Origin of the sequence: uncultured Microbacterium sp., from assembly GCF_945952435.1 — a bacterium.
Classification (GTDB): Bacteria; Actinomycetota; Actinomycetes; order Actinomycetales; family Microbacteriaceae; genus Microbacterium.
In genome coordinates, this window is sequence record NZ_CAMFHZ010000001.1 from 50,495 (window position 1) to 63,206 (window position 12,712).

Below are 12,712 nucleotides of genomic sequence, written 5' to 3' on the forward strand. Positions count from 1 at the left end.
CTCCGCAGGGCCGGTGATAACATTCGGAAACGGATCGTATACAAAGTCGTCGATCCCCGACCTTCCCGAGGTGATCAGCCGTGCCCGGTGCTCCCATCGCCCCCGCAGAGTCCGTGTCGACCGTCGTCACGCGCAACATCAGCGAGTTCCGTTCGGCGGTCTCCGACTCCTTCGTCCCGTTGCAGGTCAGCGGAGAGGGGGCGGAACCGTTCCGCGGTCTGATCCGTGCGGCCGCGGTCGACGAGGTCCACGTGACCGACCTGCGCGCAAGCCGGCACGTCGTCGAGCGCACGCCCGAGCTCATCGCCCGCGGCGATCGCTCCTACTTCAAGGTGAGCCTCATGCTGGCCGGCACCGGGCTGCTCATCCAGGACGACCGTGAGGCCGTGCTCGCCCCCGGCGACCTCGCCGTCTACGACACCGACCGGCCGTACTCGCTCGTCTTCGACGAGGACTTCCGCACGATGGTGGTCATGTTCCCGAAGCATCTGCTGAGCCTTCCGCCCGAGATGGTCGGGCAGCTCACAGCGGTGCGGATCTCGGGCCAGGAGGGGCTCGGCTCCATGGTCGTGCCGTACCTGCGCCAGCTCGCGACCAACCTCGACCAGCTCGCGGGAGCGACGGGCGCGCGGCTCGCGCACAGCGCCCTCGACCTCGTGTCCACGGTCTTCACCCGCGAGCTGGGGCTCGACGAGGCGTCGACGGATCCGCATCGCGCGCTCGTGCAGCGGATCCGCGGTCACATCGACCGCCACCTCGCTTCGACCGATCTGGGGCCGGCCTCGATCGCCGCGGCGCACTTCATCTCGACGCGCCACCTGCACGGATTGTTCCAGGAGCAGGGGACGACCGTGTCGACCTGGATCCGCACCCGTCGCCTCGAGCAGTGCCGGCGCGACCTGCTGGATCCGATCCTCGCCGACCGTCCCGTCGCCGCGATCGCCGCCCGCTGGGGCTTCGTCGACGCCGCGCACTTCAGCCGCGCCTTCAAGACCGCCTACGGCGTCTCGCCCAGCGAGTACCGCGCGGGGCACTGACCGCTTCCGCCGGGCGCCGATCGTGCGCCGCGGCGGGCGCGCAGGGGACTTGCCCGTCCGGGCACGCCGGTTGACTCTCGGTGCGCGATCGAACCAGGACGGTTGAGGGTCGCGGCAGGCGCGGCACAGCATTGGCTCACACCCCCGCACCCCGGCGGGGCCTGGGTCGAAGGAGTCCCGCTGTGCCCGACGCTGTGACCACCCCCGCCGCCGATCCCGCGCTCGACGAATGGCGCACCTACGACGAGTTCGCGGCCGGGATCGACACCTACCGGCTCCCGAACGTCGAGCTCGACGGCACGGATCTGACCCTGTCGCTGGACGGCGGCGAGACGCTCTCGCTCCGGTTCGGACCCTCGTCGGTCGAGTGGTCGGGCCTCGGCGCCTCGGGGACGGACCCGTACGACGCGGTCGCCGTGCGCGAGGACGTCGTCTTCGTCAACCTGCCGCTGGAGAGCCGCGAGCGCGAGGCGCTCACGATCGTCTTCTCGACCTCCTCCCACCGCGCGACCGTGATCCGCTCCCGCATCGCCGCGGAGGCGGTGGAGGGCACCCCGCAGGTCGGTCAGGAGTTCTGGGCCGCGACGACCGACGGCGGGGATGCGACCGGAGAGGTCCCCGGGCCGAGCAGGGATCTCATCGGCAAGCGCAACGTGTACCGCTACAGCCCGCACCACCTCTACGAGCACGTGTACGTGTCGAGCCAGCGCTACGCCTGGCAGTGCCTCGAGGGCGTGCAGCGCGGCCACGGCGACATGGACCTCTCGACCGTCTGGAAGTTCGCCGACGGCCTCTACCTGTTCTGCTTCCGGGAGTTCCGCATCGCGGTCGCGAGCGTCTGGCTGCACGACCTCGGCTACCAGCTCAGGACCACCGGCATCTTCCTCGGCCTCAACGGCGAGGGCGCCTCGGAGCACTCCCGCGCGGGCGGGCACATCTACCCCCTCGGCTCGGTGTCGTACCCCGACGCCCAGCCCGTCTGATCCGGAGGACACCGCCATGACGAACGCCGACATCATCCGGGCGCACTACGCCGCGAGCGACCGCGGCGACATCGAGGGGATGCTCGCGCCGCTCGCCGCGGACGTGCGCTGGACCGAGGCCGCCGGCTTCCCCTACGCGGGCACCTATGTCGGCCCCGCGGCCGTCGCCGAGAACGTGTTCGCACGGATCGCCGCCGATTGGGACGACTACACCCTCGCCGTCGACGAGGTCGTCGACGGCGGCGACACCGTGGTCGGGATCGGCACGTACTCCGGCACGCACAAGGGCACGGGCCGCTTCTTCGCCGCCCGCGTCGCCCACGTCTGGCGGCTCGAGGGCGGCGAGGTCGTCGCCTTCGAGCAGTTCACCGACACCGAGATGGTCAGCAGAGCGATCCGGGACTGACCCGCGACGCCCCGACCGCACCCCCTCCCGACCTGCACCACCGGCACCATCCTGCGGGCCCGCCCGCACCCCGAGAGACAGGAAATCACATGAACAAGCGCATCACCGCCGCAGCAGCGCTGCTCGCCGCGGGCGTGCTGGCCCTGGCCGGCTGCTCCGGATCCGGCGGATCGGGATCGTCCGACCCGATCGTCGTCGGATCCGTCAACACGATCTCGGGGGCGGCGACCTTCCCCGAGGCGTCGCAGGCCGCGAAGGCCGTCTTCGACAAGTTCAACGCCGACGGCGGGCTGAACGGCCGCAAGATCGAGTACAAGGTCACCGACGACAAGGGCGACCCCGCCACCGCGACCGCCAACGCCCGCGAGATCGTCGGATCCGACAACGCCGTCGCGATGGTGGGGTCGGCCAGCCTCATCGAGTGCGACCTGAACAAGAAGTACTACGAGCAGGAGGGCATCCTCTCGATTCCCGGGATCGGCGTCGACACGGGCTGCTTCGACAGCAAGAACATCTCCCCCGCGAACGTCGGACCGTACAACGACATGACGCTGACGCTGCTCTACGGCTCCGAGCAGCTCAAGCTCGACAACATCTGCGTCCTGCTCGAGATCGCCGGCTCCACCCGCCCGACCTACCAGGCCGCGATCGACAAGTGGACCGAGCTGACCGGCAAGAAGCCGCTCTACGTCGACGACACCGTGCCGTACGGCGCGAGCGACTACACGCCGTACATCGTCAAGGCGAAGCAGGCCGGCTGCAAGGCCCTCGCGATCAACCCGGTCGAGCCCGACGCGATCGGCCAGGTCAAGGCGGCCAACGCCCAGGGCTGGAACGACGTGACCTGGCTGTACCTCACGAGCGTCTACAGCGAGAACTTCGCGAAGGCGGTCAGCAACGCCGGGGCGGGCATCTACGTGCCGGCCGAGTTCTACCCGTTCACGGAGGACAACGACATCAACAGGGACTGGCGCGACCTCATGACCAAGAACAACATCCCGCTGACCTCGTTCAGCCAGGGCGGGTTCCTGGCCGCGACGTACTTCATCGAGGCGCTGAAGTCGGTCAAGGGCGACGTCACCCGGGAGTCGGTGTCGGCGGCGATCAAGGACATGCAGCCGGTGTCGAACAAGATGGTCGGCGATCCGTACAAGTTCGGGACGATCCCGACCGCCGGATGGCCGATCACCCTGAAGAGCGGCACGAACGCCTGGGAGAAGGTCGCGGACGACTGGTTCCGCATCCCGACGAAGTAGTTCCCGACGGCCGTCGGCGGGGCCCCTCCTGGCACCCGCCGACGGCCCGACTCGACAAGAAAGGACGACGCCATGTTGCAGGGCGCCATCGCCGGTCTCGCCGCCGGCGGCCTCTACGCGGTGCTGGGCGTGTGCCTCACCCTGATGTCACGGCTCGTGCGGGTGGTCAACTTCGCCCAGGCCGCGACGGGCATGTTCGGGGCGTTCACCGCCGTCTGGCTCGTGCGCCAGGCGGGGCTGCCCGTCTGGCTGGGATCGCTCCTCGGCGTGCTGATCGCGGGCCTGCTCGCCGCCGCGATCGGCTGGATCGCCGCGACCTGGTTGTCCGAGGCCTCCACGACGACGCGCTCCGCCATGACCGTCGGACCGCTCCTTCTGCTCATCTCGCTGTCCTTCATCCTCTTCGGCAACAAGCCCCAGCCGTTCGCGCCGATCATCGCGGGCCCCGCGTTCTCCGTCGGCGGCGTCGTGATCAGCCAGGTGACGGTCGCGACCGTGGTGCTGGCGATCGTCGTGGCCCTTCTCGTCAGGCTCCTGCTCAGCCGCACCCGCGTCGGCGTGCAGCTGCGGGCGCTCTCGGAACGGCCCACGACGGCCGAGCTGCTGGGGATCCGCTCCCGCCCGCTGTCGATCGCGGTCTGGTTCGTGACGGGGGTGATCAGCGCGATCGCGATCGTGATCGTCGCGCCCTCGCAGTCCAACGATGCGACCAGCCTGGCGATGCTCATCATCCCCGCCGCGGCGGCCGCGCTGCTCGGCGGCTTCAAGCGCCTCGATCTCGCCGTGATCGGCGGCCTGGCGCTCGGGGTCCTCGGCGGCCTCGTCGCGCAGATCGACGAGGTGGCGCTCGTGCGCAACTTCCTCCCGTTCCTGTTCATCGTCATCCTGCTGCTCTGGACGCAGCGCAAGGAGGTGTGGGATGCCGCACGCTGACCGCGCTGTCGCACAGCGCCCCCTCACGCAGAACCCGGTCTTCCGCACCGTCTGGCCGTTCGCGGTCGGCGTGGTGGCCGTGCTCGTGGGCCTCGTGCTCTCGAACGCGCTCTCCGGATACTTCGTCTTCCTCGCCATCAGCGCGATCACCGCCGCGATCGCGATCCTCGGCCTCGGGATCGTGACCGGATCCGCCGGCATGATCGCGCTGCGCCAGCTCACCTTCGGCGCGATCGGCGCGTGGATCGTGTCGCTCTTCAACGTCTGGCACGTCCCGGGCGGGTTCCTCGTGTGGCTCGTCGCCGGAGGCATCGCCGCCGGCCTCGTCGGCATCCTCGTCGGCCTGCCCGCGCTGCGTCTGCGCGGGGTCAACCTCGCCGTCGTCACGCTCGGCTTCGCCGCCGCCGCGGACGTCACGCTCGTGCAGATCCAGTTCCCGGGATCCGCTACGGGCATCTCGGTGGATCGCCCCGCCGGGTTCACGAGCGACAAGCAGTTCTTCCTCCTCTCGGTGGTCGTGCTCGTGGTGTGCTGCCTGATCGTGTTCTTCCTGCAGCGCGGCCGCTGGGGGGCGAGCTGGAAGTCGGTCGCCTTCTCCGAACGCGGCACCGCCGCCGCGGGGCAGAGCGTGCAGACCGCGAAGCTGACGGCCTTCGCCGTCTCCGCGGCGCTCGGCGGCATCTCCGGCGGCCTGCTCGCCGGGCAGGTGCAGCTGCCTTTCGCGTCCAGCTTCAGCCCCCTGCAGTCGCTCGCGCTGTACGTGCTCGCGATCATGAGCGGCGCGCACCTCATCGACATGGCGGTGTTCGGCGGCATCCTCTGGGTGCTCGTCCCCGAGCTGCTCAAGCGCTGGGGGATCCCGCAGGACTGGGGATTCGTGATCTTCGGCGTGCTCGGCGTCCAGGCGCTGACGAGCGGATCGAACCTGGGCCAGACGATCCGCCAGCTCATCTGGAAGCGGCAGGACCGCCGGACCGCGAGCGCGGCGCTGACCGCTCTGCCCGCCGACGCGGAGCCCGGCGCAGAGGAGATCCGCACCTCGACGACCGCCGCGCTCGATCCGGAGCTCCTGACCGGCGAGCCCGTGCTCACGGTCGAGGGCCTGACCGTGCAGTTCGGCGCGCTCAAGGCCCTCGACGATGTCTCCTTCACCGTGCCGGCCGCATCGATCATGGGCCTCATCGGCCCGAACGGTGCGGGCAAGTCGACCTTCGTCGACGCGATCAGCGGCTTCCTCCCCAAGCACGGAGGGCGCGTGCTGCTCGGCGGCAGGGATCTGGCGGGGCTCTCCCCCACGAGGCGCGCGCGCCTCGGCCTGCGGCGCACGTTCCAGCAGGACCGGGTGCCCCCGCTGCTCACGGTCGGCGGCTACGTGCGGTTCGTGGCCCGGCGCCGGCTCGCACTCGCGGACATCGAGGAGACGCTCGCGTTCTTCGGCTGCCCTCCGGCCCGCGCCCGGCTGTCGAGCGTCGACGTGGGAACGCGACGGCTCGTCGAGGTCGCCGCCGCCGTGCTGTCCCAGCCGCGGCTGCTCATCCTCGACGAGCCCGCCGCCGGCCTCTCGCACGACGAGCACCTGGCCCTCGCGGCCCGGCTGCGCGAGCTCCCCGCCCGGTACGGGACCGCGGTCATCATCATCGAGCACGACCTCGACCTCGTGCGCTCCGTGTGCCCGATGCTCACGGTGCTCAACTTCGGCAGGGTCCTCGCCTCCGGCCCGCAGGACGAGGTGCTCGCCGATCCCGACGTCGTCAAGGCCTACATGGGAGAGACGGAGCTGCTGTCATGAGCGAACTGGTGCTGGACGGCGTCACCGTCAGCCGCGGCGCAGGCCCTGTCATCTCCGACGTCTCGCTCACGGTGCGCGGCGGCGAGGTGCTGGCCCTCGTCGGCCCCAACGGGGCGGGCAAGACGAGCCTCATCGAGTCGATCTCGGGGGTCACCGCGCACTCCGCCGGATCTCTGACGCTCGACGGGGAGAGGATCGACCGGCTCTCGCGGGTGGCGCGCGCCCGGAACGGGATCGTGCACATCGAGCAGGGTCGTGCGGTGTTCCCCTCGCTCACCGTGCGGGAGAACCTCTCGCTCACCGCGCGCACCCCGGCGGAGCTGGACGCGGCCCTCGCGGCGTTCCCCGAGCTCGAGAAGCGCATCGACTCCCCCACGGCGCTGCTCTCGGGCGGCGAGCAGCAGATGGTGGTGCTCGCCCGCGCCTTCGCCGCGAAGCCTCGGATCCTGCTCATCGACGAGATGTCCCTGGGCCTCGCGCCCGTGGTCTTCATGCGCCTGGTGCCGATCGTGCAGTCCATCGCGGAGTCCGGCGTGGGCGTGCTTCTCGTGGAGCAGTTCACCCAGCTCGCGCTGGGAATCGCGGAGGAGGCGGTCGTGGTCGCCGGCGGCCACGTCTCCTTCCAGGGCAGGGCCACCGATCTCCGGGCGGATCCGCAGCTGCTGCACCGCGCCTACCTTGGTGGCTGAGGCGGCGCGCACCGGTACGCTCGGCACCATGACGCACAAGAGGATCGCGCTGGTCACCGGCGCCTCATCCGGGATCGGCGCCGACGCCGCCGTCCGACTCGCGGATGCCGGGTTCGTCGTCTACGGCGCCGCACGGCGACAGGACAGGCTCGAGCCGCTCGCGCGGCACGGCGTGCGGCCCCTCGCGCTCGACGTGACCGACGAGGAGTCGCTCACCGCGGCCGTCGCACACGTCGTCGCGGAATCCGGACGCATCGACGTGCTCGTCAACAACGCGGGCTACGGATCCTACGGCGCGATCGAGGACGTGGATCTGGAGGAGGCGCGCCGCCAGTTCGACGTGAACGTGTTCGGCCTGGCCCGGCTCACGCAGCTCGTGCTGCCGCACATGCGCGCGCAGCGCTCCGGCACGATCATCAACGTGAGCTCGATGGGGGGCCGGTTCGTGACGCCGCTCGGCGCCTGGTACCACGCCAGCAAGTACGCGGTCGAGGCGCTCAGCGACGCGCTGCGGATCGAGGCGCGGCCCTTCGGCATCCACGTGGCCGTCGTCGAGCCGGGGTCGATCCGGACCGAATGGGGCGCGATCGCGGCCGAGCAGCTGCTCGCGACGTCGGCGGAGACCGGCGCCTACACGCGCCTGGCGGACGGGGTGGCCCGCACCCTGGCGGCCAGTTCGGCCCCGGCGAACCGCACCGCGTCCGGCCCCGGTGTCGTGGGACGCACCATCGTGCGGATCGCGCAGTCCCGCCGTCCGCGCACGCGCTACCGGGTCGGCTTCGGCGCGATCCCCGCCACCTGGCTGAAGGCGATCCTGCCGGACCGAGCGTTCGACCGCCTCATCCGGCTCGCCTTCGGGGTCTGAGCGCTCAGCGCCGCGTGCGGGCGCGCGTGCGGGTGACGCCTTCGAGCGTGGCGCGCACGGGCGTGCCGAGGTAGAGCCCCAGCGAGGCGCCCGACGCCAGGCCGATGCCGATCACGGCGGCGTCGACGAGCGATCCCCCGGCGGCGACGCCCGCGGAGCCCCCGCCGTGCACCATCTCGAGCAGCCCCTGGAACACGGCGACCCCGGGAACGAGCGGCACGATCGCGGCGGTCGTGACGGCGACCGACGGCACGTGCAGGTTGTAGGCGATGAGCACGCCGACGAGGCTCGCGACGAGCGCGGCCACGGCTCCGGCCGCCGCCGGGTGCAGCCCCAGCGCGGTCGCCACGGCGGAGACGCTGATCGTGATGGCGCTGAGCAGGGCGCTCACCAGGACGATCGCGATCCCCGCGCCGTTGAAGACCGCGACGGAGACGGCGATGATCACTGCGCCCGCGAGCTGCGCGCCGAAGGGCCCGAGCGCTCCGGGAGCGTCGGGCAGGTCGATCGTGAAGCCGAACAGCCCGCCCAGCTCGAGTCCCACGAGGATCCCGATCACGACGCCCAGCGTCTGCACGGTGAGGTCCAGGATCCGACCGCCCGCGGTGAGCGCGAACCCGTCGATCGCGTCCTGCGCGGCCCCGACCACCGTCAGTCCCGCGAGCATCAGCACGATCCCCGAGGCGACGATGATCGACGGGCGGATGCCGACGAAGGGCGCGATCCCGGCCGACCCCAGGGCGGAGACGGCGACCGCCACGACCGTGGTGACGAACCCGCCCGCGATCTGGCTGAAGAACAGCGGCACCCGCAGCCGCGCGAGGCCCGCCTGCGTGACCGCCGCGCAGAGGGCCGCGACGAAGGTGAGCCCGACGATGGTCGGCGACGCCCCCAGCAAGATGCTCACGCCGACGGCCAGCACGGCGCGGGCGACGACCACGACCGGCTGCTGATAGCGGAACGGCACGCGACGGATCGTGCGGAATGCCGTCCGTGCCGCATCGAGCTCCAGCCCCGCGGCGATGTCGTTGACCAGCGCCTGCACGCGCTGCAGCTTCGCGTGATCGGGCGCCGCGACCTGTACGACCCGCACGAGCGTCTCCGGCCACGCCTCGCCGCTGAGGTGGAAGGACACGTGGATCGAGTTGTAGGTCACGTCGACCTGCACGCCGCGCAGACCGTAGGCCTCGCAGACGCGCAGGATCGACAGCGTCACCTCGTGCGCCGAGGCGCCGATCGCGAACATCGACTCGCCGATCCTCGTCGACAGGTCGAGCACGCGGGGAATCGTGCGCTCGTCGATCACGGGCATCATCTCGGTGTGCGCGACCGCGGACGGATCGGTGTGCAGGATGCGACGGACGGAGGCGAGCAGTCGCCCTGAGGGGTTCGCGGCCATGCCCTCCAGTCTCGCGCGGAAGGCCCGTGCGACACGATCCTGGGCGTGTCGCACGGCCCCCCAGGTGTCGCGCCCTACATCCCCGCGTGCTCGAACGCGGTCGTCGGGAGGTCGACGATGTGCGCGCCGCCGTCGACGACGAGCACGGATCCGGTCATGTACGACGACTCGGACGACCCGAGGAACCGCACGACGGAGGCGATCTCGCTTGGCTGCGCCGGCCGGTGCAGGGGCACGTCGGCGGTGACCGTCGCGTAGGCCTCCTCGCGCGAGCCCAGCTCCGCGTGCGCGGCGAACTCGTCCATCTCCTCGTCGGCCATGGGCGTCTGCACCCACCCGGGGCACACCGCGTTCACGCGCACGCCGTGCTTGCCGTAGTCGCGGGCGAGCGTGCGTGTGAGCCCGATCAGGGCGTGCTTGCCGACCGTGTATCCGGCGACCGACGGACCGGCGAACAGGCCCGCCAGGGAGGAGATCACGACGATCTGCCCTTTCGACTCGATGAGGGCGGGCAGCGACTCCCGCGCCATCACGAACGCGGTGGTCAGGTTCGCGCGGATCGCGGCCTCCCATCCGGCGTCGTCGGTCTCGCCCACGGGCGCGAATCCGTGGCCGCCGGCGTTCGCGACGAGCACGTCGATCCGGCCGAACCGCGAGAGCACCTCGGCGACCGCCCGCTTCGCATCCTCGGTCGAGGCGGCGTCGGCGACGACGGGATGCGCGCCGACCGCGCGCTCCACCTCCCGCAGCGGCTCCTCGCGGCGACCCACGACGACGACGTGGGCGCCCTCTGCCGCGTAGCGGGCGGCGATCGCGGCCCCGATGCCGGTCCCCCCTCCGGTGATGACGACGACGCGTCCTGTCGATCCTGCAGTGGTCATGGTTCCTCCTGTGGGGATGGTCGAGAGGGAAGGGAGCTCAGGCGGGGAACCCGGAGCGCGCGCCGAAGCCGAAGTCGCTGAGGATCCCCGCTCCGTTCACCGCCCGGGCGACGGGTGAGGCGAGGTACACCACGTGCGCGGCGACCTCGGCGGCGCTCTGCACGGGGAACGCGGGAGCGGCGAACGCCTCGTCCCCGAGGTCTCCCCGGCTCATGGGCGTGTCGACGATCGACGGCGAGACGGTCACGACGCGGACGTCGTGGTCCGCGAGGTCGACGCTGAGCGCACGGCCGAACTGGACGAGCGCGGCCTTCGAGGCGCAGTACGGCGCCATCCCCGGCGAGGCGACGAACGCCGAATCGCTCGCGAGCAGCACGACCGAGGCGTCCCGCGCGCGGCGCAGAGCGGGCAGCGCGGCGCGCAGGACCAGGAAGGCGCCCGTGACGTTCACGGCGAACACCCGCTGCCAGTCCGCGAGCGAGGTCTGCTCGATCCCGGATCCGACGGGTCCCGAGACGCCCGCGCAGCAGACGACGGTGTGCAGGCCGCCGAGCGCCGCGACCGCCTCGTCGACGGCGGCGCGCACCGCCGCTTCGTCGGTCACGTCGGCGGGCACCGCCACGGCGCCAGGGCACAGGGCGGCCGTCTCCGCAAGAGCCTGCACCGAGCGGTCCAGCACCGCCACGCGGACGCCCTCCGCGGCGAGCGCCTGCGCCACGGCACGGCCGATCCCGCCGGCGGCGCCGGTGACGAGGGCGGTCCTGCCCTGCAGCTGCAGCTCCATCGCCGCTCCCTCCGATCACGGACGGGGGCGCACCGCCCCGCCCTCGCCATCCTGCTCCGGGGGTCCGCACGCGACGAGACCAGGCAGACGGGGTGTGCGCGCTCGCACCATCGTCCTTCGCTGACGGGCAAGCCTCGCCCTGCCGCCAACGGGCAGAGTGGCAGACGTCCGCATTGCGTGCGCGCCCCTCGCCCGAATCATCGGGACGCGCCGTCACCCGAGCGAAGGAGCCGACGTGACAACCACCCCCGAGCATTCCCACACGACGCTGCGCCCCGGCGCGCTGGGCGTCGCGGGGATCGTCTTCCTCGTGCTGGCCGCCGTGGCGCCGCTCACCGGCATCGTCGTCGTGGCCTCTCTCGCGATCGCCCTCGGCAACGGCGGCGGCGCGCCCATGTCGTTCTTCCTCGTCGCCGCCATCCTGCTGCTCTTCGCGGTCGGCTACGCGCAGATGTCCAAGCAGCTCGTCAACGCGGGCGGGTTCTACGCCTTCGTCGTCAAGGGACTCGGACGCACCGGCGGCCTCATCGCGGGACTCATCGCCACCCTCGGCTACAACTTCTTCGTCGTCGGCACGATCGGCACGAGCGGCTTCTTCATGCAGTCGATCATCAAGGAGCTCACCGGCTTCGACATGAGCTGGATCCTGTGGGGTCTGCTCTCGATCGCGGTGTGCTTCGTGCTCGCGCGGATCGGCGTCGACTTCTCCTCCAAGGTGCTGGGGGTGTGCCTCGTGCTCGAGACGCTCATGCTCGTCGTGTTCGACGTGTCGGTCCTCGTGCAGAAGGGCTTCTCGTTCGCGGCGTTCAGCCCGGAGTGGGTGTTCTCCGGATCGCTGCCGATCGGCATGCTGCTCGCCGCGACCGGGTTCCTCGGCTTCGAGGCGACGGCGCTGTTCAGCGAGGAGGCGAAGCAGCCGCTGCGCACGATCCCGCGCGCGACCTACACCGCGATCATCGCGATCGGCGTGATCCTCGGCGTCACCACCTGGGCGGTCGTCAGCGCGATCGGCGTGCCCGACGCGCAGGCCGTCGCGGTGAAGCACCTGCCCACGGGCGATCTCATCTTCACGCTGGCCCAGCGCTACCTCGGGAGCCCGCTCACCACGGTCATGATGATCCTGCTGCTCGTGAGCCTCTTCGCCGCGATGCTCGCCTTCCACAACTCCGCGAGCCGCTATCTGTACGCGCTCGGTCGCGCACGGATCCTCCCCCGGGTCCTCGCCCGCACCCGGGCGAGCGGAGCTCCCGCCGTCGCCGGGATCGTGCAGGCCGGCTTCGCCGCGATCGTCGCGCTGATCTTCTTCGTGGCGGGCGCCGATCCGATCGTCCAGGTCGTGCCGGCGATGCTCGGATTCGGCACCCTGAGCGTGCTGATCCTGCAGGGTCTCGCCGCGCTGTCGATCGTCGTGTACTTCCGCCGGCAGCGCGACACCCGCTGGTGGAGCACGTTCATCGCGCCAGGGATCGGCTTCCTCGGCATCGCGTCCATCTCGATCCTGGCGATCTTCAACTTCAACATCGTCGCGGGATCCGAGGAGCTCTGGATCAACCTGCTGCCCCTGCTGCTGGTCCTGGCCCTCGTGGGCGGCATCGTCTATGCGGCGTACCTGAGAAGGAACAGGCCGGCCGTGTACGAAGGCCTGTCCGCCGACCTGGAGCGCATCAGCGACCGCTGACCGTCCGTTCCC

At 71.1% G+C, this 12,712-nt stretch carries 12 protein-coding genes; 9 read left to right on the top strand and 3 right to left on the bottom strand.

Going from position 1 to position 12,712, the window contains the following annotated elements; translation table 11 throughout:
• The first annotated feature begins 80 nt into the window (after positions 1 to 80).
• The 8 genes from Q0P88_RS00235 (at position 81) to Q0P88_RS00270 (ending at position 7,958) form a co-directional block, all read left to right on the top strand.
• Positions 81 to 1,037: a helix-turn-helix domain-containing protein gene (locus Q0P88_RS00235; protein ID WP_295010272.1), complete on the top strand. Its 957-nt coding sequence runs from the start codon at positions 81 to 83 to the stop codon at positions 1,035 to 1,037.
• A gap of 182 nt (positions 1,038 to 1,219) precedes the next feature.
• A complete protein-coding gene (locus Q0P88_RS00240) occupies positions 1,220 to 2,020 on the top strand; it encodes a MoaF C-terminal domain-containing protein (protein ID WP_295010273.1) in 801 nt (266 codons plus the stop codon).
• 16 nt (positions 2,021 to 2,036) lie between these two features.
• The gene (locus Q0P88_RS00245; RefSeq protein WP_295010274.1) at positions 2,037 to 2,426 is read left to right on the top strand and encodes a nuclear transport factor 2 family protein; all 390 of its coding nucleotides are present in this window, start codon (positions 2,037 to 2,039) and stop codon (positions 2,424 to 2,426) included.
• An 89-nt stretch (positions 2,427 to 2,515) separates the two neighbouring features.
• On the top strand, positions 2,516 to 3,682 hold the full coding sequence (locus tag Q0P88_RS00250) for an ABC transporter substrate-binding protein (RefSeq protein WP_295010275.1): 1,167 nt from the start codon (positions 2,516 to 2,518) through the stop codon (positions 3,680 to 3,682).
• A 72-nt stretch (positions 3,683 to 3,754) separates the two neighbouring features.
• Entirely contained in the window at positions 3,755 to 4,615 is an 861-nt protein-coding gene (locus Q0P88_RS00255; RefSeq protein WP_295010276.1) for a branched-chain amino acid ABC transporter permease, read from the top strand.
• Positions 4,602 to 6,404, top strand: coding sequence for an ATP-binding cassette domain-containing protein (locus tag Q0P88_RS00260; RefSeq protein WP_295010277.1), 1,803 nt, complete (start codon positions 4,602 to 4,604; stop codon positions 6,402 to 6,404). Before Q0P88_RS00255 ends, Q0P88_RS00260 begins: the two co-directional genes overlap by 14 nt.
• Positions 6,401 to 7,093, top strand: a complete 693-nt coding sequence (locus Q0P88_RS00265; RefSeq protein WP_295010278.1) for an ABC transporter ATP-binding protein — start codon at positions 6,401 to 6,403, stop codon at positions 7,091 to 7,093. Before Q0P88_RS00260 ends, Q0P88_RS00265 begins: the two co-directional genes overlap by 4 nt.
• Before the next feature lie 28 nt (positions 7,094 to 7,121).
• Entirely contained in the window at positions 7,122 to 7,958 is an 837-nt protein-coding gene (locus Q0P88_RS00270) for an oxidoreductase (RefSeq protein ID WP_295010279.1), read from the top strand.
• 4 nt (positions 7,959 to 7,962) lie between these two features.
• Here Q0P88_RS00270 and Q0P88_RS00275 read toward each other — a convergent pair whose 3' ends face one another.
• The 3 genes from Q0P88_RS00275 to Q0P88_RS00285 form a co-directional block, all read right to left on the bottom strand.
• Positions 7,963 to 9,357 (bottom strand): threonine/serine exporter ThrE family protein, encoded by a 1,395-nt coding sequence (locus tag Q0P88_RS00275; protein ID WP_295010280.1) that lies wholly within the window; start codon positions 9,355 to 9,357, stop codon positions 7,963 to 7,965.
• Positions 9,358 to 9,431: 74 nt separating this feature from the next.
• Positions 9,432 to 10,238 carry an SDR family NAD(P)-dependent oxidoreductase gene (locus Q0P88_RS00280; RefSeq protein ID WP_295010281.1) on the bottom strand — a complete coding sequence of 269 codons (807 nt, stop codon included), beginning with the start codon at positions 10,236 to 10,238 and terminating at the stop codon, positions 9,432 to 9,434.
• A 37-nt stretch (positions 10,239 to 10,275) separates the two neighbouring features.
• A complete protein-coding gene (locus Q0P88_RS00285) occupies positions 10,276 to 11,022 on the bottom strand; it encodes an SDR family NAD(P)-dependent oxidoreductase (protein ID WP_295010282.1) in 747 nt (248 codons plus the stop codon).
• Positions 11,023 to 11,257: 235 nt separating this feature from the next.
• On the opposite strand from Q0P88_RS00285, the gene Q0P88_RS00290 reads away from it, so the two are divergent.
• A complete protein-coding gene (locus Q0P88_RS00290; protein WP_295010283.1) occupies positions 11,258 to 12,700 on the top strand; it encodes an APC family permease in 1,443 nt (480 codons plus the stop codon).
• The last annotated feature ends 12 nt before the right edge of the window (positions 12,701 to 12,712 follow it).

Excerpts from the sequence above, each read along its gene's own strand:
- Q0P88_RS00245 (WP_295010274.1), top strand. The coding sequence starts at position 2,037 with ATGACGAACGCCGACATCATCCGGGCGCACTACGCCGCGAGCGACCGC.
- Q0P88_RS00250 (WP_295010275.1), top strand. The coding sequence starts at position 2,516 with ATGAACAAGCGCATCACCGCCGCAGCAGCGCTGCTCGCCGCGGGCGTG.
- Q0P88_RS00255 (WP_295010276.1), top strand. The coding sequence starts at position 3,755 with ATGTTGCAGGGCGCCATCGCCGGTCTCGCCGCCGGCGGCCTCTACGCG.
- Q0P88_RS00260 (WP_295010277.1), top strand. The coding sequence starts at position 4,602 with ATGCCGCACGCTGACCGCGCTGTCGCACAGCGCCCCCTCACGCAGAAC.
- Q0P88_RS00265 (WP_295010278.1), top strand. The coding sequence starts at position 6,401 with ATGAGCGAACTGGTGCTGGACGGCGTCACCGTCAGCCGCGGCGCAGGC.
- Q0P88_RS00270 (WP_295010279.1), top strand. The coding sequence starts at position 7,122 with ATGACGCACAAGAGGATCGCGCTGGTCACCGGCGCCTCATCCGGGATC.
- Q0P88_RS00275 (WP_295010280.1), bottom strand. The coding sequence starts at position 9,357 with ATGGCCGCGAACCCCTCAGGGCGACTGCTCGCCTCCGTCCGTCGCATC.
- Q0P88_RS00280 (WP_295010281.1), bottom strand. The coding sequence starts at position 10,238 with ATGACCACTGCAGGATCGACAGGACGCGTCGTCGTCATCACCGGAGGG.
- Q0P88_RS00285 (WP_295010282.1), bottom strand. The coding sequence starts at position 11,022 with ATGGAGCTGCAGCTGCAGGGCAGGACCGCCCTCGTCACCGGCGCCGCC.